The sequence below is a fragment of the Leptolyngbya sp. O-77 genome, assembly GCF_001548395.1.
Taxonomy (GTDB): domain Bacteria; phylum Cyanobacteriota; class Cyanobacteriia; order Elainellales; family Elainellaceae; genus Thermoleptolyngbya.
This window is the reverse complement of sequence record NZ_AP017367.1, coordinates 3,718,418-3,742,624: the sequence shown is the minus strand read 5'-3', so window position 1 is coordinate 3,742,624 and position 24,207 is coordinate 3,718,418. Positions and strand designations below refer to the sequence as shown.

The following is a 24,207-nucleotide window of genomic DNA, read 5'->3' as shown; positions in this document are numbered from 1 at the left end:
GATATCTGTCATTGGAGCAAACTCAACTGTTCAACCTGCGAAGGTGTAGCACGAGGTAAAGCTGCATCAGCGATGGTAAGGCCGCCATCAAGAAGATCACGAATCTCTTGAATTGAAGAAGCCACTTCGACTTTTGTCCCTTCAGAAGTTGGGGTCATCAATAAAACCTCTTCACCTCCAATACCTTCATCGGAAAGCAAATCAGCACTATGAGTACTCAGCATAACCTGTCTTTTTCTTGACTTTTGTAAACGATGTATTAAAGAAGGCAGTTTAGCTGTGATTCCAGAGTTTAAGGACAACTCAGGCTCCTCAAGAAGCAGTAAAGAATTGCTTTCAAGAAGAGACCACAGTAAACCAATCAAGCGCAATGTCCCATCTGAAAACTGGTCTTCCCTTTGTTTGCCAGCTCCAGGTCTCCAATGTTCATAAACTGCTTCTAAATGAGGAATACCCATTTCATCTTTGACATCAGTCAACTGTTTTAACTGAGGAACTGCAATCTTCAAAGCGTCTTCAATCTTTCTCAGGCGAGAACGGCGAGTCTTTTCCGGCGTTCTAATAACTCGCTCCAAGAAGTTTCTTCCAAATGGATCATCTTGAATTCCCGGCCCACTAAAAGCCTCTGGATATCGTAACAACTGAGGAACTAGATGAAGATATAAAATAGATTCAAGAAACTTTGAAACCTCTCTAAACTCAGCGTTTGCATTAATCTGTTCTAAATACGTCTGAGTTAACCGTAGCTCATCTCTCTCATCTTCAGAATCTGGGCGATTAATTAACTGCTCATCATTTTTCCAGACCCTTTCATAAGAGAGGATAGGCTCATTCTGTCCTCCCTTTCTTTGCTTAATTCCAACGCCGTATCTCCAGGTGGGTTCTACCAGTTCGTTCTCTGATAGACGCACTTCTATTTCAACATCGGGATATCGCCTTGCATAAAGACATCTGATCTTGGAAAGCCCACCTCGATCTCTTACGGCTTTCTGTAATCCTCCTCCGTCTTTTGCAAGATCCCGTAAAAATCTTAAAGAATCGAGAAAATTAGATTTACCTGAAGCATTAGGCCCAACAAGAAAAACGCGATCTCTCAGGCTTACATCTACTGCTCGAAAGTTTCTCCAATTCTTTAAGACTATGTGAGTAATAATCATTTTCTACGAATGAATACCTCTTTAACTTTCAGTTTCCTAGCGATTTCTTTTCTACCTTGAGTTAATGCTTGTTGAGTACTTTTAGATAGATACTCCAAATTTAGCAAGAATTCACACCTACCTTTACCGAGGGTCAAAGCAGCTTGACATGATCTCACTCCTTATTCTCCAACTCGATGCGCCGTAGCCGCAGGCGATTTTCCTCCAGCAGTTGCCGATTTGCCGCCATCAGATCGGCGATTAGCCCAAACATCCAGAGCTGAAACCCGATCAGCACCAGCACCGCCGCCAAAATCAGGCTCGGCGCACGGGCGCGGGTGGGGTCGTCGAAGAAAAACAGCAGCAGCCACCGTAGCCCTAGCAGTGCGCCCAGTCCCATCGGCAGCGTGCCCGCCATCAGGAAAAAGCGCAGCGGCCGGTAGAGCATGAAAATTCGCAGAATGGTGGTGGCCGATCGCCACACATAGGACGGAATGCTGCGAACTAGGCGTGACTTGCGGGTTTGGGGGTTGGTGCGAATCGGCACGGAGGCGATCGCCATCCCTTTTTGCCCCGCCTGAATAATCGTTTCCAGCGTGTAGGTGTAGTTGTTAAACACGTTGAGCTGCATGGCGGCCTCGCGGCTAAAGGCGCGAAAGCCGCTGGGCGCATCGGGCACGTCGGTATTGCTGGCCAGCCGCACGATGGAGCTTCCCAGATTTTGCAGCACCTTTTTGGTGGTGGAAAAGTGTTTTGTCTCCCAGATCGGGCGTTCGCCAACGACGATTTCCGCCTGCTTGTGCAAAATTGGCTGGATCAGCCGGGGAATGTCTTCGGCGCAATATTGATTGTCTGCGTCGGTGTTGACGATAATATCGGCCCCTGCCCTGAGGCAAGCCTCTAAGCCTGCCATGAAACCTTTGGCTAAGCCCTGATTGGTCGAAAAGTTGACGATGTGATCGACCCCGTAGGCTTTGGCCACGTCCACCGTGCGATCGCGGCTGCCGTCGTTAATAATCAGCCATTCCACCACGTCTACTCCCGGAACATGGCGCGGCAGTTCCGATAGCGTTAGCCCCAGCGTCTTTTCTTCGTTGTAGCAGGGAATTTGAATAATCAGCTTGGTCATAGGTTCAGCCCATCGCCCCCACACCCCGATTGCCCCCCATCCCGATTGCCCCCCATCCCGATTGCTATAGAGGGCGATCGCAGGCGCAAAACAGTTCCAACAGTTGATCCAGATTACTACGTTGATCCAGTGTCCAGACCGTTCGCAAAAACGGTTGTAGAAGGATTAAACACCCAATCATAAATGCCAGTAAAACACGAATGGGCAACCGCCGATTCGCCTGGGCAGATTCGCCCGGGCCGATTCGTCTATCGATCGGCCAGGCTCCTTTGCAGTTCCTCCCGACTCCCTTTGCTAGACTAGGCTAGGTTTAGCCAGGTCAGCTTGCAGTTCAGAATTACCAGAATCAAACGACTGCTCAGCCATTCCAGATTTCTCAACCCTAACCCTCCCCCACCCTTCCCGCCATGTCGCTCTATTGCAGCCAAGGCCACGCCAACACCCCCGGCAGTCGCTTTTGCAACTGGTGTGGAGAGGCGCTATCAGCGGCGGCGGGCGGGCAGGAATTATTGGGCGATCGCTATAAAATTGTGCGCGAGCTGGGGCACGGCGGCTTCGGGCGGACCTATCTCGCCGAAGACCAGAACCGCTTTCGGGAATCCTGCGTGCTGAAGGAGTTTGCGCCCCAGGTGCAAAGCAGCTACGCCCTGCAAAAGGCAGAGGAACTGTTTCAGCGAGAAGCAGGCGTGCTGTATCAGCTCCAACATCCCCAGATTCCGCGCTTTCGAGAACTTTGCCGCGCCCAGTTTAACGGCAAGCCCAGCCTGTTTTTGGTGCAGGACTATGTGGACGGGCCGACCTATCGCCAACTGCTGGATCAGCGCCGCCTCCAGGGGCAAACCTTTTCCGAAGCCGAAGTGACGCAACTGATGCGCGACCTGCTGCCCGTGCTGCACTACATCCACGGGCTGGGCGTGGTGCATCGCGATATTTCGCCAGATAACCTGATTTTGAGAACCGCCGATCAACTGCCTGTGCTGATCGACTTTGGTGGCGTAAAGCAGGTCGCTGCGTCCGTCGCCTCGCAATATACCCCCAGCGCCCCTACGCCGACCCGCGTCGGGAAGGTGGGCTACGCGCCCGATGAGCAGATGGATCACGGTCAGGTCTATGCCCACAGCGATTTGTACGCGCTGGCGGTGACGGTGCTGGTGCTGTTGACAGGCAAGGAGCCAGGGGAGTTGGGCGATCTGTCGGCGGGCAACTGGCGGCAATGGGTAAAGCTGAGTCCGACGCTTAGCCGTACCCTGATGAAAATGCTGGCGGACTCGCCGCGCGATCGCTTCCAGACCGCAGCCGAGGTGCTGCAAGCGCTGCAAGGACTTCCCGGCACGAATCCCAGCCTTGCGCCCACACCGGGAACGCTGCCACCCGCCGCCTACACGCCCCCTGCCCCGCCCTCGACCCAGCCGACCTACGCTGTTTCGCCCCAGCCTCCGGCTTCGCCGCCGCCGAACCCAGTACCCACGGCGGCTGTGCCTGCGCCTGCGCCCGCGCCCCGTCTGCCTGCGACGAAGGCTCCCTCGGGCGGCATTGGCATTGGGCCGATTTTGGCGACGGTGGCGATCGCCGCTGGGGTGTCTGCTGCGGTGTGGGGCACGCGCGACGTGTGGCTATCGCTGCTGCCGGGGAGCGAGTCGCCGCCCGACGTGGTGGAAACCGTCAGCCCATCGCCAGAGCCAGAATTTTCGGCAGAGGAGCGCCAGCGCAAAGCAGCCCTCACCCAACGACGGCAAGATTTGGGCGTAGACTCTGGCTTTTTGGTGCGGATTACGGACACCACCTTTCACCAGCGCTATCCCGAACTGGGTGGCCGCAGCCTCAGCAAGGGCGAGGAAGATGCGGAATGGCGCGAAAAATGGGATGCGATCGCCGCTGAATGGCTGGACATCTTTGAGCAGGAACTCAGCAGCACGGCTCGGCGCAAACTGGGGAAATATTCGGCGAGCGATCGCACGGCTTGGCGAGAGGCCGTGAACAAGCTCTACGTCAGCAGCCGCGCCCTGAATGACATAACCGACGCGCAATTTTTCAACCGCTTCCCCGACCTGCGCGGGCAGGATTTTATCAACGCCCCCATCGGCCAGGTGTGGCAGGGGATGGCGGCCGACCAAGTGGCGGCGATGCAGGCAGGCAAAACCCTCAGCCGCATCGAGTTTGCACCCGGAGCGCTGAGCGAATCGGCAACCGGCAACCTGAACCTGGGGAAGGCAGGGGTCTACATTGCCAACCTGCAAGCCGACCAACCCGCCCGGTTTGACCTGGAAACCAATTCTGGCGCAGCGCTGCTTTCCATATACCCGCCTAGCCCCAGCGCCCAGGTGCCGCCGATGCTGGAAGATTCTGAGACGACCCGCTGGGGCGGGAACCTTGCCCCAGAGCGGCTATTTACGAATTTGTCGTGGTGCCTAGAGGTCGAGATGGGTTGCGCTATCGGCTTAATCTGGCGGTCGATCGCGTGATCACGACCCCCGCCAACCCCGATCGCCCCACGCCGCGCCAGTCTGATGAGCCAGTGCGGCCAGGGAACTGAGGAATTAGCAGTGAGCCTTTCCACGAAATTGTAAATAAATCCTCTGCTGAATTGTTTATACGGAACCTTCTCCCAAAGATTACGTAGCGTTAGCCGCACTTCATGAAAACCTCAAATTGACTGTGCCAATCTGGAATCGCTGCGAGAGAATTTTCGTTGGCTTCGGAAACTAGGGGAAATAGGAAGGTTTTATGGCAAATCTTGCACCTGTGCTGGCTGCGTCAGGAACGCTCACCTTGGGAGCGATCGCCTCTGATATTTCCCCAGCCGCCAACCTCGGCATCAGCCTGTCGGAGCTCGTCGGCAGCCAAATCACCGATACCAACGGCGACCCCACGGGCATCGCCATCACGGGCGCAGACAATACCAACGGCACCTGGCAATATTCCCTCGACGGCGGCACCACCTGGCTTGATTTCGGCTCTGTCTCCGAGAGTTCTTCCCTCATTCTGGGAGCCTACACTCTCTACAGCGGACTATTGGGCACCAAACCCACCGACCAGCCCTGGCTGGCCTTTGGCAATTTGGGGACAATCACCGAATCACTGATCGCTGAAGGCGTGAATCTGAATACGCTAGGTGACTCTGCGCTTCCTGGAGGCATCCGAAACTTGACCTATGCCGGATACGGCAACAAAAACACCAGCGGCAATCTGGTCAACCCCGGTTTTCCAACACTAGATGCTGAGAAGGGTTTTACGGTTGCCTTTAGCATTAACTTAGTCTCGGAGGCTCGCAGCAACGAAAACCGGGCCGGCTTCAGCATCCTCGTGACAACCCAGACCAACACCAAGGCGATTGAACTGGGCTTTCAGCAGATTAATAGCTCAACAGGTAAGATCTTTGCCCAGGGTGACGGTATCACGCCCAATCCCGGCGGAGAGCCGAACAACCTGTTTGTAGCGGCAGAGTCCGTCAGTTTTAACACCAATCAGGTTGCCGACTACCGACTGACAATTCTGGGCAATAACTACACGCTGTTTGCCGACGGGAATCAAATTCTGTCTGGGCCACTGCGAAACTATACGGCGTTTGAAGGAGTTACACCACCGGGCGGTACGGAACCGATCGATCCCTACGAAGAACCCAATGTCATTTTCCTGGGCGACAATACGACTTCCGCGCGGGCCTTGGTAAATTTCTATCAACTGGCGCTGCAAACCCAGACGCGGGTGCGGTTTCAGCCGAACGCAGGGTTTAGCGGCACGTCAAATTTCACCTTTCGGGCGTGGGACACGACAGATGGCAAGTCGAATGGCGATCGCACGAATACCAGTACAAACGGCGGCTCTACTCCCTTCAGCGCAGCCTTTGAAACCGCGACTATCACGATTCAAGCGGGTGGCACAGGTGGCGGTACGGGCGGCGGTACGGGCGGCGGTACAGGTGGTGGAACAGGCGGCGCAGGTGGTGGTACAGGTGGTGGTACAGGTGGTGGTACAGGTGGTGGAACGGGTGGTGGAACGGGTGGTGGAACGGGTGGTGGAACGGGTGGCGGCACAGGCGGCACACCCCTGCAAATCGAATTTATCGGCACAGAAAACGACGATACCCTGACAGGCAACGCCGCGAATAACCGAATTTGGGGATTGGCAGGCAACGACCTGCTGATGGGCGGCGACGGCGACGATACGCTGGTTGGCGGGCTGGGGCAAGATACCTACGACGGCGGGCCTGGGGCCGATGTGCATGTATTTGCAGGCGCAACGCTCAGAGCAGCCCTGCAAACCTCTCCAGTTCGCAGACCCGATCGCATTTTGAACTTTGGGCAGACCGATGTCATTCAGTTTGATTTTGACAATAATCTTGCCACTCCCGATCTGCCCAGGAAGCTCTTCAACGCAGGCAGAATTCGCGCCAGAACGCTGCTGGATGCCACCCGGCTCGCCTTTGCCGACAAAAACCAGAAGCAGCGAGGCAATCAAGCGCTGAGGGCGCTGGAGGCGACGTTCTTTATCTATCGAGGTACAGCGTATCTGACCTTGAATGACCAAAAGGCAGGCTTCAGTCCCCGCAATGATTTTCTGGTGGCGATGCCCGGGAATGCAGTTTGATGGGGGCGATGCCAACCGGGGGGGCGCTGCGGGTTAGCAATTATCTTGTGTAATATTTTGTGTAACCATGTTTTGTGCGTAACCGTGTTTTGTTTCGCAGCAAGACCCGTATCGCTAATCTGTATCGCTAAAATTCAGTGTTGCTAATCTGTATCGCTAAAATTCAGTGTTGCTACACAAAATCGCTACAAAACACGCTACAAAAGTCACTCTAAAACAAGAATGGGGCACTTGATTAAGCGCCCCACTCAACTATGGCTATCCAAAATAATTAAACCTCTCAACTCGACAATGGCGACGACCGGCTAAACTCGCCCAAAAGCGGGCACCAGACGGCGCAGACGATGCATTTTCACCCTGGGTTGCTCAGGTTGAGCCGTTTGGGGGTCAGGATTGAGCGCTTTGTGGAGCGCCGTCCAGGTGCGGGGACAGACAGTGCCGTTGGGGGTGAGGCTGTTTTGGGCTTGAAAGGCGATCGCCGCCTCAGCCGTTTTTTCGCCAAACACGCCATCCACGGTCAAGGCGTTGCCCAATCGATTCAGGACTTTCTGCAATACGTAGACATCGGCTCCAGAATGACCAGGACGCAGGGTGCGACAGCCGGGCTGGAGGGTGGCCTTGAGGGTGGCGAGGGTGGTGGGATCAACAATCCCGTCTACCCGCAGATTTTGCCGCCGCTGGAAGGCGCGAACTGCTTCTTCCGTCAGCCAGCCAAAATCTCCATCCACCTTGACCCGATAGCCATGAGCGCAAAGCAATTCCTGCACTTCGGCAACGGCGTGTCCCGTATCCCAGGGGTACAAACAGGTTGGGTTGGCAGAAACGATTGCCGCTGCAAGTGGCTTGCTGGCGATCGCCCGCTGTTGATCTAGGGTCATTTCGAGTCTCCTTCCCCTGGCGTGGGACTTGATTGTGTGCGTGTCGCCGCGTGGCTTGGCTCTAGGACAAAATGCCCCGCACCGCACACGGCTTTTGTTTCATGGTTGGGTCGTGAGGATTACCTCGTGAAAGTAGCCTTAGAATGCTTTTCCGACGTGCTGCTCTCAGCAGTTGGACACCTTCGAGCCGCGCTAGAACCCATGCGCCTTGCGTTGCAACACGCGCAGGACTCCCAGCTTTGACCTATGGGCATCCGTCTACTCAGGCCGCGTCTTCGATGCTTTCTAAGGTAGAGGACTTGTGAGTTGAAAACTTCACCGGGCAAGGTCAATAAAACTTCGCCCATATCGGCGATTATACTGTGAAACTACAATCGCCGTGGGTTCTCGTCCGGGCAGCTTCTTCAAAGTTTTAAGGATACCACGCTGTGGCTAGCGTCGTCCTACAGATCTAGATCCAGGTCGTCTAGATCCAGGTCGCTCAGGTTTAAGTTGCTGAGCGGGTCAGGTTCCGCCGCAAGCACCTGTTCCGCCGTGACTACGTCCGACGCTGGGGGAACTCGGACAGGTTCAGACTGGGCTAGCTTGATCCAGCGGCGATCGCGCGTCACGTAACCCAGTTCCACCAGATAATCTCGGTGGGGCTGCGGAATTGGGATGTGGCAATCGGGTATGGCCTCGTTGCACTGGAACTGGCGCACAGGGCGCAACACACCGCCCGTTTCGCGCTCAGTCACGTCGTAGAGATGCAGCGCCATCACCTCGCCGCCGTTTTGCCGCGCCGCTGCCTTCCGCTGTTCCGACACTTCCCAATACACGTAGGCATCGCTCTCATCGCGGGGCACCAGGATGATGCGGCTGGGGGCGATCGCCCCAATCGGCGGCGCAGTCGGGGCTGGCACGCCAACGGGAGGCACTGTACCCGTCGCAATCCCCGACTCAGTACCCGACTCAGTGCCCGACTCTGCCCAACCGCCCTCGGTTTCACCCGGCACGCAGGCAGGCACATGCACCGCCGCCGAACGCGCCAGCGGCAGCCACTCTTCTCGCTCCGAAAGATAGCCAATTTCTGCAACGTAATCTCCGGCTGCTTCGGCAACGGGGATGTGGAAATCCTGCGTATTTTCATCGCAGTCAAACTGCTGCATATTGCGCTCATCGGCGCGGCTTGCGTCCTTTCCCGTCACGTCATACAGCCGCAACTGGAGATTGCGCCCGCCTTGCTCCGTCAGCAAGGCTCGATCCGCCTCCGACAGTTCCCAATAGGCATAGACATCGCGGCAAGAACGGGGAGTCAACACCAGCCGACTAGTGCCTGGTAAATCCAGCAAGGCTTCGTCTTCGGGCTTGCGGAATAGCCACCATAGTAGCCCACCCAGCACTGGCACAGCCAGCAGCAGGAACCAGGGGAAACTGCCGCCTTCCGCAGGCTCATCGGCAGTCTCAACGGGAGACTCTGGCGCAGGGGAAACGGCTCCCGCAGGCGTTTCTCCTGGCACGGGTTCGCCCGGTGCGGGCGTTGCGGCAGGCTCCGCAGGCGAGGCATCCGGCGCGACGGGCGAGGCATCCGGCGCGACGGGCGAGGCATCCGGCGCGACGGGCGAGGCCGGCGCGACGGCGACCGGGGGCGGGGCAACAGGTGCGCCGCTGGCACCAGGGCTGACCGCAGCCTGCACATTGGCATCGGTCGCGAAGCCTAGGAACGCCTGGGCCGCCTCGTTGGGCTGGGGCCCTTTATAGACATAAAACACCGGCAGCGAGAAGGGATAGCGGGGGTCGGATGGCAGCACGTCGTCCATCGGTACAGCGCGAACGTCTGAGCGGCCCAGCACTTCATCGGCGATCGCATAGCCAATGCCATCGTTGCCCAACTGCCGCACCAGTTCATCGGTGGTGTCTTGATTCAGCCGCACCACGTTGCCGCCACTACCAAAAGGACGACTGCGATATTTGTCATAGGTGGCGATCGCCTGCCGCAGGTCATTGCCTTCGGGGCGGTCGATGGGGCGAATGGCTCCTGGCGCACCGCCAAAGGCAGACCAATCCGTCACATCGCCCCAGTAAATTTGGGAGACGGCTTCATCACTGAGGCTGCCGTTGAATGGGTTATTGCTGCCGACGATAAAGGCAATTTTGCGCCGTCCCGCAGGCACCGCCACTAGCCCTCGCGCTGTTTCGGCATCCGTCAGCGGCCGGGCGATCGCCGCTAGGTCTACCCGGCCCGCATCCACCGCTTGCAACGCATCCTCGGCCCCGTCGGCAGAAAGATTGACCTGCGTCCCGGCATAGCGCGATTCAAACTGCTGTTTGAGTACCTGATTAATTGCGCTGAGGCTGGGAGAACCGTTGATATTAATGCGAGTGCCGCTGGGAACGCTGGCAGGCAGCGCAAATCCGGTTGTGCCGCTTTGAGCTAGGGCCGGCGCTATGCCCATTGTTTTCCAGGCAACAGTCCCCGCGATGGGCGGTGCGATCGCTGCCGACAGCAGAAACACCAGCGTCGCGGCGGAGGTTCCCCGATGTTTAATCCTACTCATAGCGCAAATCTCAGATGAATCAGATGAAACGGTCTTGTTTGGCGTTTTGATAAACCAAGCGGACGCTCTAAACGAGTTTGTCTATCGCCTGCTCTCTATGCGCTTACATCCTATGTCACTTGCGTCCAAAATGAACCAGATTACGCAAGATTCTTGGTGCTTGTCAGCCGACAGCGCTTCAGAAAATGCCCGATTAGATACAGCGATCCACACAACACAACGGAGGGTGCGCCATTAGCCGATTGTGTAGCAATCGGGACAGACGCTTCAGGGGCACTGAAGGCCGCCTCCAGTGCCAACCATACGTCTGAATGCTGCTGCGATCGCGCCAGTTGCGGCTGTGCCTCGGTGGCCAGCGCGGCCAGCGTTTCCAGGTCAACGGGAGAATGCTCTGGAACAGGCACAAGATGGAGGCGATCGCCCGGCCGCAGCAGCGCCCGAAATACGTCCGCGTGATCCTTCGTGCCGATCATGCCGATGACCCAGGTGATGGGAGGCGAGAGGCGGTCGCGCCAGCGTTGTGGAGCAATATCGCGCCAGCGTTCTGACGCAATATCGCCCAGCTCGATTTGCTGCTCGATCTGCTGATCGACATACTGCCGAAGGGCGATCGCCCCAGCCGGATTGTGCGCCCCGTCGATCAGCAGCCGATGCCCTTGCCAGTCCATCCACTGCATCCGTCCGCGCCACTGCGCCCTGGCCATGCCTGCCACGATGTCTGCATCCGAAATGACCCACCCCTGGAGCCGCAGCAGCTGCAAGGCAGCTAGGGCAACGGCGGAGTTGGTGAGCTGGTGTGCGCCGGGGAGGGGGAGCGGGTAGGAGATGACGGCTTTGGGGCGTGGGGCGTTTTCTACCTCGTTACCTATCTCGTTGCCTACCTCATTGCCTACCTCATTGCCTAATCCGCCATCCCACTGCCACTCGGCCCAGCCGTTGCCCAGATCGACCGCAGGCTGCACCCAAATCGCAGGACACTGGAGCGCTTGCAGGCGGGCTTGCAGCACGGCGGCGGCTTCTGGCGGCTGGGGGGCGATCGCCGCTGGACAGTGGGCTTTCAGGATTCCGGCTTTTTCGCGGGTGATGTCGGCCAGGGTGGGGCCGAGGCGCTGCCAGTGTTCGCGGCTGAGGGAAGTAATCAGGCTGACCAAGGGGCGATCGCACACATTGGTCGCATCCAGCCGCCCGCCCAGCCCCACTTCCATCACTGCTACATCGACCTGCTGTCGCGCAAAGTACAGCCATGCCGCCGCAGTGACAACTTCAAACTGGGTAGGCGACGGGTGATTAGGATCAATCGCGGCCACAACCTCTTCCAGAAGCGAGTGCAGCGCGTTCGCCGAGATATCCTCGCCGTTGAGCCAGATCCGTTCGCACCAGTGTTCCAAATGCGGAGACGTATAGCGTCCCACTCGATAGCCCGCCTGCATCAGCACCGCAGACAAATAAGCGCACACCGACCCTTTACCGTTACTGCCCGCAACGTGCAGCACGGGCACTTGCCGCTGCGGATTTCCCAGAGCCGCTAGCAGCCGCGTAATTCGCTCCAGACCCAGCTCTACGCCAAAATGAGTAAACCGATTCAGCAGCGCATCTACTGGGTCGAGGGGTAGATCGCTGGGAAGCGCAAGGTCAGCGTCAAAAGCCATCAATCGCAAATAGGAGTCGGGTTTTGGGAGTTAAGGAGCGTGTCGATTAGGCGAAAACATAGTCATCGGGCTGATATTCAGCCGTGGGGGTGAGCCGCCAGGTGGTGTCGCCTGTGAGTTCCAGCACGTAGTCGTGATATTTCAGCAGGCTGGGGCGATGGCCAACGCTGATGTAGGTCGTGTCTTTTTGGCGGAGTTGGTCGTAGAGGCGGCGCTCGTTTGCCAAATCCAGAGCGCTGGTGGCTTCGTCTAGAATGGCGTAGCGCGGCCGGGTCAGCAGCAAGCGGGCAAAGGCGAGGCGCTGCTGTTCGCCCAAAGACAGCACGTTGGCCCAATCTAGCTCTACATCAAAACCGCCGACCCGCTCCGGCAAATCCGACAGATTCACCTGTTCTAGGGCATAGCGCAACTGCCCCTCGTCAATGAGTGCGTCAGGATGAGGATAGAGCAACTGGTCGCGCAGCGTGCCCAGCACCATGTAGGGCCGCTGGGGCAAAAACAGCATCTCGTCCAGGTTGGGGCGGACGATGCGACCGGTGCCCTGATTCCACAATCCGGCGATCGCCCGCAAAATCGAACTCTTGCCCGCGCCGCTGTGGCCCACGATCACTAGCCCCTGGCCCGGCTCCAGTTTGACGGACAAATCGCGCACCAGGAGGCGCTGATTTTTGGGGGTCACCAGCGTGATGTGCTCTAGCGAAATTTGCGAATCTTCTACGGTGTCGATGACGGTGGTTCCCGGTTCGGGTGTTTTGTCTACCTTGTCTTCCAGCACCTCTGTAAAGGTTTCCAGACGGTTCACCCCGGCGGCAAATTCGCTCAGTTGGTTAATCTGCGTGACCACTAGCGCGAACGCATCGAAGATTTGAGCAAACGCAAAATTGGCCTGGGTGATGTCCCCAAATCGGATTTGATCTTGAAACAGCATGGGGGCCAAAATCACAGACGGTAGAATAAAGGTAAGATAACGATAGGGTGTGCGGAAAAACCCCATCGTCCGCTGCCAGCCGATCAGAAAGTTGAAGTTTTGCAGCGCATCTACAAATCTCCGACGCAGTTGCCCCGCTTCCTGTGCTTCGCCCTGATAAAAGGCGATTGACTCGGCGTTGTCGCGCACATGCACCAGTCCGTAGCGAAAATCGGCTTCTTTTTTGAGCTGGTTGAAGTTGAGCAAGATGAGTCGTCGCCCTAGCAGCGCTACCACGATCGTCCCAGCAATGGCATAGATAACCAGGAAAATGGTCAGCCCGACAGACTTCGACAGCAGGATGCCTGTAAAAGAGATGACATCAATAATGGATCCTAGAAAGATGAGCAAAAAGTTGAGGCTGTAGGTCGTAAAGGAGTTGATATCCTGCGAGATGCGCTGGTCGGGATTGTCAATTGTTTCGTCGGAGTTGATGTCGTAGTAGGCGCGATTAGTAAGGTACTTATTGAGAAAATTGTTAGTCATCCATTCGCGCCAGCGCAGCCCCAGCAGGTCTTGCACATATCGGTAAAACACGACAAAGGGAGTGGCGATCGCAAACACGCCTGCATACACCATGAAAAATCGCCAGAACGTGGGCGCGTCTTTTTCAGCCAGCGCCGTGGTAAAGAAATTGCCCACGAAGCTAATCACCACATTCATGCCGCTCACACACAGCAGCAGCAGCAGCAGCGCCGCCAAAAACGTCCACTGTTGCCAGCGGGGCAGCACCTTGTCTCGCGCCAAAAAGAAAGCGAGCCACGGCACAATCAGCCCCGCCGTTAGCACAAACACCATTGGCGGGCTGAACAGCGTGTTTGCCAGGGACACCATGCCGCCTGCGGTTTCTGCCATGAATTCGGGAAAGCCCCGTTCGATCGCAAGTGTGATCAGGCCCACCACCGTCGCCAATAGCGCAAACAGAAACACGATCAGTAGCCCAAGCAGCACAAAGAACTGCCAGCCGCCGCGCCCGGTGGGAAACCAATAGGGTTGGGCGATCGCCACGAAGCGATTCCACAGCCGCCAGTCAAAACGATTGAGACGATTCAGGGATGGATTCGGGGTGTCAGCGGTCATGGATTGTATTGCGAGTTAAATCAGAGGGCGTTTATAGGCTACATTGCACTGCATCATTGCAATGTATTGTCGCAATGCATTTCAGCAGGCTGTATCTCAATGCTGCGTTTCAGCAGACTGCATCTCATTGTAGTGTGAGAGACGCTGGCAGGAAGAATTGCTGCCGATTTCAGGGAAACAAGGACAGGAGCCAAGGCTTTGGCGCGGGTTTAGTCTAGGCTGCTGACTTCTCTCCCTTGCTTATTGCTTCGATTAGCATCCATAAACACGAGGACGGGCCGCGCTGTTCGATAATAAAGATTGCTTGCTAAAACATGCTGAGGCTGCTCATTCTCTGTAAGTTGAAATTAGTTCAGAGAAAGCGCATTCTCCCCCTCGTCCCGCACTTCTACTGCCCAAGGCATCGAGCCATGAAAAAACTAATCAAGGGTCTGCGTGAGTTCAAAAAGAGCTTCTACTGTACTCACCTTGACCTCTACGAAGAACTAGCACAGGGGCAGCATCCGAGAGCGCTTATCGTCTGCTGCTCAGACTCGCGAGTCGGGCCAGAACTATTGACCAATGCACAGCCTGGTGAAATCTTTGTAATTCGCAATGCAGGCAACATTATTCCGCCCTACGGTGCCACCAACGGCGGCGAGGGCGCCTCGATTGAGTATGCGGTCGAAGCGTTGGGCATTCGCAACATTGTGATTTGCGGGCACTCCCACTGCGGCGCGATGAAAGGGCTACTCAAGCTGAACACGCTAGAAGAAAAAATGCCGCTGGTTTATAACTGGCTAAAACACGCTGAGGCAACCCGTCTGCTGATCAAGGAAAACTATACCCACCTGGAGGGTGAGGAACTGCTGAACGCCACGATTGCAGAAAATGTCCTGACGCAGATCGAAAATCTGAAAACCTATCCGTCGATTCACTCCAAGCTATACGACGGCACCCTCAAGATTTATGCCTGGATTTACGACATGGATCGCGGTGAGGTCTGGGCCTACGATGCCGAAAAGCACGCCTATATTCCGCCCCATGCCCAGCTTCCGGAGGACGATCTAGATCCTGATTTGCTGACGGATGCACCAGTCGCCTGCGATATGCCAGTGAGTTCGGCAGTGAGCGCCCCCGACAGCAAAAGCAGCAGCGCAACGACCAGCAACACCTGGTATGTTAACAGCACAAGTAAAGGTTCTAGCGGCAGCGGTGGTGCTGCGGCGGCAAATGGCAATGGCGCATCGAACGGCAATAGCGCATCTAAGGGCGTAACGTCTGCTCCACCGACTGCGTCAGAATCTGCGAGCCCAGGCGCGTCTCGCAGGGCGCACTGGTTTCCTCGCACGCGCCTGTCGCCAGAACAGCAGGATCGCATTTATCGAGGCTCTAGCTCACGTTAAGAGGGTAATGGGCTGAAGTCCGTGGCATAAAGGTGCTAGGAGGGCGATCGCCCAGTTTTCCTAGCATTCATGCACTTTGGCGATCGCCCCCCGATATCCTTACTTCCTCACCGCGGCCTTATCAACGGCACAGCTCAGCCGAATCGGCAAGAAAACCTGAAATTCTGCTCCCTGTGGGCGATCGCTCTGAACGCAGATTTTGCCCTGATGTTTTTTCACGATGTCATAACAGATTGACAGCCCCAGACCCGTTCCTTTTCCAACTGGCTTAGTTGTGAAAAACGGATCAAACAGCTTATTCTGTATATTTTTGGGAATACCGGGGCCATTATCAGCAATAGAGATGCAGACTTGGTTCTCATCCACTTGCCGAGTGCAGATAGTTATTTGCTTTGGACGATCCTCAGGTACTTCGAGAAGCGCATCAATACTATTGCTCAATAAATTCATGAAAACCTGATTAATCTGTGCCGGACAACACTCAACTAGCGGTAAGTCACCGTATTGTTTAACAACATCCACGCCAAGCTTTAGTCGATTATTAAGAATCAGTAACGTGTCCTCTATCCCCAGAAGTGTTGAAAGATAGATTAAGCGACGAAAAAAAGGGACAGAATGCAGTATTCTGTCCCCTAGTAAACAAAAAATGATGCCTGATGATAGCCTCATTTCCGAAGCTTGTCAAATCGATCTTGATGCAGCTTTGTCCGCATGACTATCCCGTTTTGAACTCGCGCTTGTTCTTTGAAATCTGGTTGACCTTTGTGTTGGACAAGGGCTTAACCAGCATGAGAGACTTATTTTACCGCCTAAATCGTACAGGTGTTGAGGTCGATATATCCACCTTTTCTAAAGCTTGCAAAACTCGAACGGATGGGCACTTTTGTCGAATCTATGCACAGTTGATTGAGCAAGTAAAGCGCAAACAGCCGACCGCGGCTCAGATACTTTTTCCGATTGATTCAACCATCGTTACACTTACCAGCAAGCTATTTTGGCTGCAAGGATATCACCAAGTTAAATTACTGAATGGAATCAACTTAGAGCAAGGATATTCGAGTGAATGCTTGATTCATTTTGGGCAAGGACATGATGCAAAGTTTGCCGATTCGATTAGCACGATGATTCCCGAAAACGGCATCGGCATCATGGATAGAGGCTTCGCAAGCTGGGAATTTCTCGACCAAATGAGTCTCACTCAAACAAAGTTTGTGATGCGAATCAAGAACAATATGAAGACTGAACTTGACCACGACCGTTACCGCGTGGTTTGGTTCTGTGATTTGGAGAGTCGGAGCGAGTTTCGTCTGGCAACTAATGTCAATGAGATGAGCGACGAAGAAATCAGTGATACCTATCGGCATCGTTGGCAAATTGAGGTGTTATGGAAGTTTCTCAAGATGCACTTAAAGCTCGATCGTCTCATCACCAAGAATGTGAATGGGGTGAGTATTCAGATTTATATGGTGCTCATCACGTATTTAATCTTATTGTTAATCGAAATTCCAGCATTCTATGGCAGTGAATTGCTCGACAAGTTTCGGTATTTACAACTGGAACTGAGCCGTCGCTGCTCAATGGTTCATTGGAGCTACGATCTGCTGCCCGAAACACTCGTATGACTCTTGTAAGCTAAAATGTAAAGTTTTCTATCTGGATTCAACACTTCTGCTCTATCCCAGCATGAAGATCAGCAGGCTTTGTGGATGCTTCATCTAACCGAGAAAAGTTACGCAACGAAAGAATGATTTGCTGAATTCGCTGTGTTCCGACTCGCATGGATGTCAACGTCTTTGGCAGATCGCTTTGCAAAAAATCAAGATCGATAGCCTCAATCTTTTCGCGTACCCTAGAAGTAGGCTGAGGACACTCTTGCTGGTATAGCGAAATCAGCTCTAGCAAATCGTTGGCATAGTCCATGACATGGTTCAAATTTCCAGAAATAAAATTCACGGGGTTATTAATTTCGTGTGCGATGCCCGCAATCATTTGACCTAGGCTCGACATCTTTTCTGTTTGAATTAGTTGAACCTGAACTTGTTTGAGATGTTGTAGCGCTTCAGCCAGAGCTTGAGTCCTCTCCAGTACCCGCTGCTCCAGGTGCTCTTTTTCTGTTGCTAGCGCCTGCTGACTATGTTGCAATGCCTGTAGCGCAAGTTGGTGCATTTCAGATTGCGCCAGAAGCAGGTGATCGACAGCAAGCAACCGATAGCTATCAGGCGCTGTCTCAACTAAAACAGGCTCATACAGCTCGTCAGCGGGTCGCTCCAGCACTAATTTAGATGCAATTGGAATCGGCGTATCCCCGGGTAAAATTAGTGGCTCTGTACGCACGAAATCATACAAAATTCGGAGAGGTCTTCGAGTAAACAACTCCAAACTATAGGGACGACTCATTCGTTCAAAAAATCGACGACGCGAAATAATACCTGCAAGTGTTCCATATTCTGTCAAAATAACACCTGGAAGTAGTGGCTCTTGTTCAAAGTACTGAAACAACTGTCCGCCAGGTATTTCTATGTCAACAGCGAGATAATGTGAAGTTAGTTCTTGCAATGTCGAGCCTAGATGAAGCTGGATAAGCGTCGTCGATGTATAAGTCGGAGAGTTGGATTTTGCCGCTGACATAGCTGACATATAGAATCTCAAAGACAGAACTGTTGGGATGATTTTTCAATCTAGTAATTGAGACGGGGATCAAACACTAGGAAGTTAGACACTAAATTAGGAGATTAGGAGTAGTAGAAGTAACTGATGGGAGCCTCGAAAGTAGGGTTGCTGTTTGAGAAAAGCTAGATACAGCGTCTTTGAAACCGATGAGGTGTGTGGATGGTCAAGCGATCCTCGCCTTGACAGAGCAGCGCGTGCCTTACCCCATAAAAAATGCTGTATGCTGTGGCTTATTTTCTCGATACTGCAATTAATCGAGGCTCCCTAATGAACTTCTAGTGACTTTTCCTAGCTTGAAAGCTAACCTCTACAACACCCTGGTCTTTTTTAATACCCTCGTTCCTCTAAATATGAGGCTCTTCCGGATCCGGGGTGAAAATCGTATAATATGATACTTTAAGTCAGGGGTTGCGCCAATGGACATACATCTTGATAGATTGCTTAACTTCCCTCACGTTACGGTTGAAAGTTGCATTCAAAAAGACAATGAAGTGTACTTAAAGTTGCGCTTGCTCAATCAAGAATCTAGCTGTCCACACTGTAAGAAATCAAGTTCAGAGTTGCATCAAAACCGTCCGATTTTGATTCGAGACCTATCGATTTTTGGTCAAGTCACTTATTTGAAAATTCCTCGTCGTCAGTTTTATTGTCGTGATTGCCAACGTTATTTTACTGAGTCATTGACATTTATGGATGCAGGACGGCAGTACACTCGACGCTATGAGGAGCATATTTACCAGCAAGTAAAACTGTCAAGTATGGAGCAAGTGGGTCGCGTAGAAGGGTTAAGCTTTGAGCGCATTGAAGGGATTTTCAAACATCAGTATGCACAGAAAAAAACACGGGATGGGCAGGAGTCAAACGCATTGGGATTGATGAAATCAGCAAGCGGAAAGGGCATCAAAATTCGCCACCGTTATCGGCGACGTTGAGACCGGGAAATTGATTGAAGTGATTGACAGTCACCAACAGGAAGACATTATTGAAACCCTGAAGCAGCAGCCCCTAGAGGTGCGTGCAAAAGTTGAAGAGGTGAGCGTGGATATGTGGGGAGGATTCCCAAAGGTAGTCAAGAAAGTGTTTCCCAATGCCGTGGTAGTGATTGACCGCTTTCATGTCATGAAATTAGTCAATGAGGAGTTAAATAAAATTCGTAGACAATCGGGTGTATCAGACCGAGGTAGCAAATTCATTTTGCTCAAGAATGGCAAGGATTTAACCGCAGAAGAACAGACAAAGTTAGAAGAGATTCTGAAACGGTCAAAGCGATTAGGAAAAGCCTATGAGTGGAAAGAAGAGTTTCGCGCGATTTATGAACAACCATTAACCGTTGAGGAAGGCAAGCGTCAGATCCAAGGGTGGCTCGATAAAGCGCGAGTCGTCTATAGAGAAGCAAGCACAACGATTCGTAACCATTTAGATGGAATTAGCAACTACTTTCGGAATCGCACAACGAGTGGCGCAATGGAGGGAATCAACAACCGAATTAAATTGATTAAACGGCAAGCTTATGGCTTTGTCAATTTCAACAATTTTCGAGAAAGACTATTAGCCTGCTTCTCTGATTAAATAAAGTTATCACCGTACTGACGGGAGAACCAAATATGATGATGTAACTACGGCGATTATTGGGATAAGAGCAAGCTAAGAGAAGGTTAATGTTGTTTGGCTGTTGCTGCGACTAGGTGTTTTTATCGAAGCAGCTTTATTGCAGCAATGACAGGCCGGATGAAGATTGCCAAAGAAACCAAAGAGAGGAAGGCGCTGATGTTTAACTGCAATCTGCCGCAAGAATAATATCCTTTGCGAAAGCAAATCGCTTAACCAATCGCGCACAAAGAAGTAGGTGCGTTGATTTGAACAGTATCGATGGCAGGTTATTTTGCGCCGACGGCAGACTAATTTTTCTGGGTAAAGCTGCTGGATGGTCTGCCGATATAGTTGGGGTGCAGCAAGGCAGCAGTTGAGGATATTCTAGCCATGCCCAACTCTAAGTTTTTCTTAAATTTGCGAGGCTATCCGGCAGTACGGCTGAATTTTTTCTATAAGCGCGGAGACGATTGGGGTGGAATGGAGGGACGCATTGTGAAGCGTCACTTGGCCAATTCGGCGGGAAAATTCGAGGGTATGGAGGCTCTATGGATTGTCGAGGGCGATCGCCCTCCCTCTCTCCTTTAAGTCAGTCATGTAAGTCAGTCATGACGGATTTCCCAAGCTACGACGTAGCAAAGATCGCCGCATCGTCTGCAAATGCTTTGAACTCTAGCGCATTGCCGCTGGGGTCGAGTAGAAACATCGTTGCCTGCTCGCCCACTTCGCCTTTGAAGCGAATGTACGGTTCAATGATGAACTCCACGCCGTGCGATCGCAGCCTGTCTGCCAGCGCCTCCCACTCATTCATCTCCAAAATTACGCTCCAGTGCTGGGTGGGCACTGCTTTGCCATCGACTAGATTAGTGGCATTAGTGGCCCTTGCCTCTGGGGTATCATCCACCAAGTGTGCCGTCACCTGATGCCCAAACAAGTTGAAGTCAATCCACCGCGAATCGGTTCTGCCTACCGCACAACCCAAAACAGCCTCATAAAAGACGCGGGTTGCAGATAGATCTCGGACAGGAAACGCAACGTGAAACGGACGAGGCATACTAGGGATTTGAAATTTTGGATTATTGGCAGGTCGCTCGTCCCCATTGACCGTCGTAGCTGACCGACACCTGATCGCCGGGCTTGGCAGGAAAGGGCGACAGGTGAACCAGCGTCGTGTCTGCCATCTGGGCAACATTGCCTTTCCAGATGGTTTCTCCGGCGGCGTTTTTGCCGACGTAGGACAGGTTGGAGGTGAGGACGTTGGTGGACGTGCGGGGGCGAAACTCGACGCGGCTAAACCCGGCTTCGCGAGTGTAGAAGGCGATGAAATCAACCCGGTCTTGCACCGTGCCGTTGCAGGTCATGGATAAATTATCCTGGTTGGGTTCTTCTGGGGCTACGGTGACGGGCGGCGCGGGAGTCGGTGCGGGGGGCGGCGGGGCAGGCGTGAACTCGGCTATGCTGCCGGACTCTTCGACGAGGAGTTGCCCAGAACTGGTGAGGGATTGCACAAAGCAGGTGCCATCAGGAAAGACGCGGGCGTAGAAAATGGTCTCACCCTGATATCCGTAGGTGGTGCTGCCGTCGGGATTGCTGGTGACCGTTACGCCCTGTGCGCGGCTGAGGTTGTTTAGATTAGGCTTTTGCAAAAACGACATCAAGGGCTGGTTGTTTTCCCACAGCACTTCGGCAAAGTAGTTGGTCGTGTTGCAGGTGACAGGCTGCATAGCTATAGGACTGCTGGGCGGGGCAGGCGCGACGGGTGTTGCAGGTGTGGCTGGAGCGGGAATGCTATCGCTGGTTCGTGAATTGAGACAAGAGGTAAGGGCGATCGCCCCCAGAATCGCCAACATTACCCAACCCATCCGTCTGTAGCTCATTATTCTTGATCCCCCCATCACAAAATCTTCTCGTAAATGCGATAGGTTTTGTAAATCTTTGCACCCGTCGCTTCGATAATCTTACGCGATGGCATGTTGTCTTCATATACCCAGGAGAGTTCTGCTTCGCGGTAGGGTTTGCGCTTGGTTACACCGCCCTCTCGCCCCAGATAAATTACTGCCATCGGCACCAGTTTGCGGATGTATTCCGGCAGGGAGCAGATCGCTACGACGCGCCCCGTGTCGATGCTGCGGCGATACCAGAGAAATTTCAGAATGCCCAGCCAGTCGAGCTTGCCGTTCACCTTTTGCAGCACGGGGCTATAGTTGGGCAGTGCCATAAAGAAGCCCACCATTTCGCCCTCGTATTCCGCAATCACAAAGATGTCGGCATCGGCAATATCCTGAAGCGATTTGGCTTCTTCCAGAAATTCTTCCAGCGTGCGCGGCGTAGAACTCCAGTTGTTGGCAAATGCCTTGTTGAACAGGTGATAAATTGCGGTGCAGTCTTCGATAAATTCATCGCCCTTGAGCCGCAGGTTGCGGAAGGTGATGCCTGATTTTGAGGCAATCCGGTATGCCCGCTCAAACTCTGGCGGCAGGGGTTTTGTGAGATCTAGCAGGTAAGCATAGGCATCCTTGGCTTTTTGCCAGCCGTGCTGCTCAAACAGGCGGGGATAGTGGGGCGGGTTGTAGGGCATCATCATGTAGGGCATGGAGTCGAACCCGTCTACCAAAAACAGGCAGTTGTTATGGGTAGACAGGTCGATGGGGCCCCGCGCTTGAGTCATTCCCTGCTGCCGCAACCAGTCGCAGGCAGAGTCGAGCAGGGCCTTGCCGACTTCGGCTTCGTCGATGCATTCAAAAAAGCCCACCAATCCAATATTTTCGCCCTCTCGCGCAATCAGGCGATCGTTCACCGCAGCCACCACACGCCCCACGGGCTGCGTGCCGTTTGGCCCAAAGCGCGTGGCGATGAACTGCTGCAAGCGCCCGTATTCAAAAAAGGTATTCTCAGGTTTGAAATACTTGGCGATGCTGCTGCGGAGGGGCGGAACCCAGTGGCGATCGCCCGCATACACCACCGACGGCACATCCAGGAATAGCTCCTGGTCGCCCGGCGATAGCACTGGGCGCACCTGCATCTCGCCAACCTGCTTGACGGTCTGAGTCATCGCATCGCAGCCAAAACGTTATTTAGAGAATTTAGACCGTTGGCTGAACCGTGTCTAGGGGGATGAGGGTGATGGGTTGGATTATTTCAAAACGCTGTCACTTTTTGTCACTTCAATACTCCAACCCTCTGCCACTCGTCTTACCCCTGTACCAAAATCGTCTCACCCTCTACCTTGACAGGATAGGTCGCCAGTGCCCGGTTTGCAGGGCCCTGCACGACTCCGCCTGTCGGTGAAAAGAGGGAATTGTGGCAGGGGCAGGCAAAGAGGGCGGTTTGCGTCCGCCATTCGACGGTGCAGCCTGCATGGGGGCAAATTCGGCTGACGGCCATGAGGTCGCCGCTGTCAGGATTTTTGAGTAGTGTAATGGGGGCAGTGCCGACTTGCGTATCGAGGCGATCGCCACTCTGGGCAAGCTGGCTCAGGGTTCCCACCTGCTGAAATGCGCCTCCTGCCGCAGGCGGGCTGGGCGGTTCGGCAGATCGACAAGCAGGCAGAGCAGCGCTGGCGGCGCTGGCGGCAGTCAGTCCGAGAAAGGTGCGACGTTCCATAGACTATTTCGGGAGAGTGTTTCCGGAGAATCAGGATCGGCTTGTTCTAGCTAAGCTTGTTCAAGCTAACTAAAATGTTAGGCACAGAATCAACCCACGCTGCACGACAGCGCTGTACTCATGCCTCCGACTCGCAAATTGGCAAAAAGTTTCCCTAAGCGGTTTATCAAGGGTCTGAAAGTTTTGGCGCTGCTGAGCCTGCTGGCGCTGGTGTATGTGGGGCTTCAGGGGTGCGCCGGGATGACGGGGTGATGGGAGAAAAAATGAAGAAGGAAAAACGAAAAAGGAAAACGCTTCGTTCTTCTCTCTTCGTTCTTCTCTCTTCGTTCTTCCCTCTTCGCTCTTCCCTCTTCGTTCTTCCCTCTTCGCTCTTCCCTCTTCGTTCTTCCCTCTTCGTTCTTCCCTCTTCGCTCACGCCCTGCCCAGATAGCCCCACCGCCCGCCCTGCTTAACCGCAGCGCGATCGCCGTGAAATGAGCCAGCATCGGCAAACTGCGGCTCGACGACGAAGGTTCCCTGCGTGTCGATATAGCCCCAAAGTCCGCCCAGCTTCACGGCGGCAAGTCCTTCGGAAAAGGGATAGGCATCTTCAAACTGGAGCGGAATTAGGACTTTGCCCTGGGGAGAAATGTAGCCGTAGAGGTCTTCGTGGCGGACGAGGGCGAGGTCGTGGGTGAAGCTGAAGGTGTCGTCAAACTGGGCGGGGATGACCAGTTCTCCAGCAGGGTTGATGTAGCCATAGCGGCCGTCGATGCGGACTCGCGCCAGCCCGTGCTGGAACGTGTGAGCCACGTCGAACTCGGCAGGAATCACCAGTGCGCCAGTTTTGTCGATGAAGCCGTATTTGCCCTGGAGCGTGACCCGCGCCAGACCTTCCGAAAATTCGTCGGCGCTGTCGAACTGGGGCGGGATGACGACTTTGCCCGCTGGGTTAATGTAGCCATAGCGGTGGTCGATTTCCACGCCGGCCAGCTTTTCGCGAAACGCCGGAGCCGC

The 24,207-nt window shown here is 54.1% G+C and carries 21 protein-coding genes; 8 read left to right on the top strand and 13 right to left on the bottom strand.

Translation table 11 applies throughout. From position 1 onward, the window contains the following. Positions 1–8 precede the first annotated feature (8 nt). A complete protein-coding gene (locus O77CONTIG1_RS15875) occupies positions 9–1,157 on the bottom strand; it encodes an AAA family ATPase (RefSeq protein ID WP_068512403.1) in 1,149 nt (382 codons plus the stop codon). 154 nt (positions 1,158–1,311) lie between these two features. Beyond that, complete coding sequence (locus O77CONTIG1_RS15870; protein ID WP_084782733.1) at positions 1,312–2,265, bottom strand: glycosyltransferase family 2 protein; 954 nt, start codon at positions 2,263–2,265, stop codon at positions 1,312–1,314. A 407-nt stretch (positions 2,266–2,672) separates the two neighbouring features. Here O77CONTIG1_RS15870 and O77CONTIG1_RS15865 point away from each other — a divergent pair, with 407 nt between their 5' ends. Together O77CONTIG1_RS15865 and O77CONTIG1_RS27065 are read left to right on the top strand one after the other, a co-directional pair. Continuing rightward, positions 2,673–4,727 (top strand): serine/threonine-protein kinase, encoded by a 2,055-nt coding sequence (locus tag O77CONTIG1_RS15865; protein ID WP_068512397.1) that lies wholly within the window; start codon positions 2,673–2,675, stop codon positions 4,725–4,727. A gap of 262 nt (positions 4,728–4,989) precedes the next feature. Then, positions 4,990–6,852: a bluetail domain-containing putative surface protein gene (locus O77CONTIG1_RS27065; RefSeq protein WP_068512396.1), complete on the top strand. Its 1,863-nt coding sequence runs from the start codon at positions 4,990–4,992 to the stop codon at positions 6,850–6,852. A 305-nt stretch (positions 6,853–7,157) separates the two neighbouring features. Here O77CONTIG1_RS27065 and O77CONTIG1_RS15855 read toward each other — a convergent pair whose 3' ends face one another. The 4 genes from O77CONTIG1_RS15855 to O77CONTIG1_RS15840 form a co-directional block, all read right to left on the bottom strand. Next, positions 7,158–7,730, bottom strand: a complete 573-nt coding sequence (locus O77CONTIG1_RS15855; protein WP_084782732.1) for a peptidoglycan-binding domain-containing protein — start codon at positions 7,728–7,730, stop codon at positions 7,158–7,160. Positions 7,731–8,173: 443 nt separating this feature from the next. Beyond that, positions 8,174–10,267, bottom strand: coding sequence for a DUF4912 domain-containing protein (locus tag O77CONTIG1_RS15850; RefSeq protein WP_068512394.1), 2,094 nt, complete (start codon positions 10,265–10,267; stop codon positions 8,174–8,176). Positions 10,268–10,407: 140 nt separating this feature from the next. After that, entirely contained in the window at positions 10,408–11,916 is a 1,509-nt protein-coding gene (locus O77CONTIG1_RS15845; protein WP_068512392.1) for a bifunctional folylpolyglutamate synthase/dihydrofolate synthase, read from the bottom strand. A gap of 46 nt (positions 11,917–11,962) precedes the next feature. Continuing rightward, complete coding sequence (locus O77CONTIG1_RS15840; RefSeq protein WP_068512388.1) at positions 11,963–13,963, bottom strand: ABC transporter ATP-binding protein/permease; 2,001 nt, start codon at positions 13,961–13,963, stop codon at positions 11,963–11,965. A gap of 410 nt (positions 13,964–14,373) precedes the next feature. On the opposite strand from O77CONTIG1_RS15840, the gene O77CONTIG1_RS15835 reads away from it, so the two are divergent. After that, positions 14,374–15,348, top strand: coding sequence for a carbonic anhydrase (locus O77CONTIG1_RS15835; RefSeq protein ID WP_068512386.1), 975 nt, complete (start codon positions 14,374–14,376; stop codon positions 15,346–15,348). A 99-nt stretch (positions 15,349–15,447) separates the two neighbouring features. Here the strand turns inward: O77CONTIG1_RS15835 and O77CONTIG1_RS15830 are convergent, their stop codons facing one another. Continuing rightward, positions 15,448–15,870: a sensor histidine kinase gene (locus O77CONTIG1_RS15830; protein WP_197673208.1), complete on the bottom strand. Its 423-nt coding sequence runs from the start codon at positions 15,868–15,870 to the stop codon at positions 15,448–15,450. Positions 15,871–16,004: 134 nt separating this feature from the next. Between O77CONTIG1_RS15830 and O77CONTIG1_RS15825 the strand changes: the two genes are divergently transcribed. Then, complete coding sequence (locus O77CONTIG1_RS15825; RefSeq protein WP_084782715.1) at positions 16,005–16,970, top strand: transposase; 966 nt, start codon at positions 16,005–16,007, stop codon at positions 16,968–16,970. Positions 16,971–17,007: 37 nt separating this feature from the next. On the opposite strand, the gene O77CONTIG1_RS15820 is transcribed toward O77CONTIG1_RS15825, so the two are convergent. Next, the gene (locus O77CONTIG1_RS15820) at positions 17,008–17,976 is read right to left on the bottom strand and encodes a sensor histidine kinase (protein ID WP_225894596.1); all 969 of its coding nucleotides are present in this window, start codon (positions 17,974–17,976) and stop codon (positions 17,008–17,010) included. 458 nt (positions 17,977–18,434) lie between these two features. Between O77CONTIG1_RS15820 and O77CONTIG1_RS25620 the strand changes: the two genes are divergently transcribed. From O77CONTIG1_RS25620 to O77CONTIG1_RS15810, 3 genes are all read left to right on the top strand, one after another. Beyond that, the gene (locus O77CONTIG1_RS25620) at positions 18,435–18,950 is read left to right on the top strand and encodes a transposase family protein (protein WP_197673207.1); all 516 of its coding nucleotides are present in this window, start codon (positions 18,435–18,437) and stop codon (positions 18,948–18,950) included. Positions 18,951–18,969: 19 nt separating this feature from the next. After that, positions 18,970–19,587: an ISL3 family transposase gene (locus tag O77CONTIG1_RS25615; RefSeq protein ID WP_286132708.1), complete on the top strand. Its 618-nt coding sequence runs from the start codon at positions 18,970–18,972 to the stop codon at positions 19,585–19,587. A gap of 411 nt (positions 19,588–19,998) precedes the next feature. After that, positions 19,999–20,196, top strand: coding sequence for a hypothetical protein (locus tag O77CONTIG1_RS15810; RefSeq protein WP_156435337.1), 198 nt, complete (start codon positions 19,999–20,001; stop codon positions 20,194–20,196). A gap of 37 nt (positions 20,197–20,233) precedes the next feature. Here O77CONTIG1_RS15810 and O77CONTIG1_RS15805 read toward each other — a convergent pair whose 3' ends face one another. The 4 genes from O77CONTIG1_RS15805 to O77CONTIG1_RS15790 all read right to left on the bottom strand — a co-directional run bounded on the left by O77CONTIG1_RS15805 (position 20,234) and on the right by O77CONTIG1_RS15790 (position 23,211). Further along, positions 20,234–20,662 carry a VOC family protein gene (locus tag O77CONTIG1_RS15805; RefSeq protein ID WP_068512374.1) on the bottom strand — a complete coding sequence of 143 codons (429 nt, stop codon included), beginning with the start codon at positions 20,660–20,662 and terminating at the stop codon, positions 20,234–20,236. A 22-nt stretch (positions 20,663–20,684) separates the two neighbouring features. After that, positions 20,685–21,470, bottom strand: coding sequence for a hypothetical protein (locus O77CONTIG1_RS15800; protein WP_156435335.1), 786 nt, complete (start codon positions 21,468–21,470; stop codon positions 20,685–20,687). Positions 21,471–21,502: 32 nt separating this feature from the next. After that, the gene (locus O77CONTIG1_RS15795; RefSeq protein ID WP_068512369.1) at positions 21,503–22,660 is read right to left on the bottom strand and encodes a hypothetical protein; all 1,158 of its coding nucleotides are present in this window, start codon (positions 22,658–22,660) and stop codon (positions 21,503–21,505) included. Between the two features lie 140 nt (positions 22,661–22,800). After that, positions 22,801–23,211, bottom strand: coding sequence for a ubiquinol-cytochrome c reductase iron-sulfur subunit (locus O77CONTIG1_RS15790; RefSeq protein WP_068512365.1), 411 nt, complete (start codon positions 23,209–23,211; stop codon positions 22,801–22,803). A 120-nt stretch (positions 23,212–23,331) separates the two neighbouring features. Here O77CONTIG1_RS15790 and O77CONTIG1_RS27060 point away from each other — a divergent pair, with 120 nt between their 5' ends. Next, positions 23,332–23,463: a hypothetical protein gene (locus O77CONTIG1_RS27060; RefSeq protein WP_286132356.1), complete on the top strand. Its 132-nt coding sequence runs from the start codon at positions 23,332–23,334 to the stop codon at positions 23,461–23,463. 159 nt (positions 23,464–23,622) lie between these two features. Here the strand turns inward: O77CONTIG1_RS27060 and O77CONTIG1_RS24700 are convergent, their stop codons facing one another. Next, complete coding sequence (locus O77CONTIG1_RS24700) at positions 23,623–24,174, bottom strand: WG repeat-containing protein (RefSeq protein WP_068512363.1); 552 nt, start codon at positions 24,172–24,174, stop codon at positions 23,623–23,625. Positions 24,175–24,207: the final 33 nt, after the last annotated feature.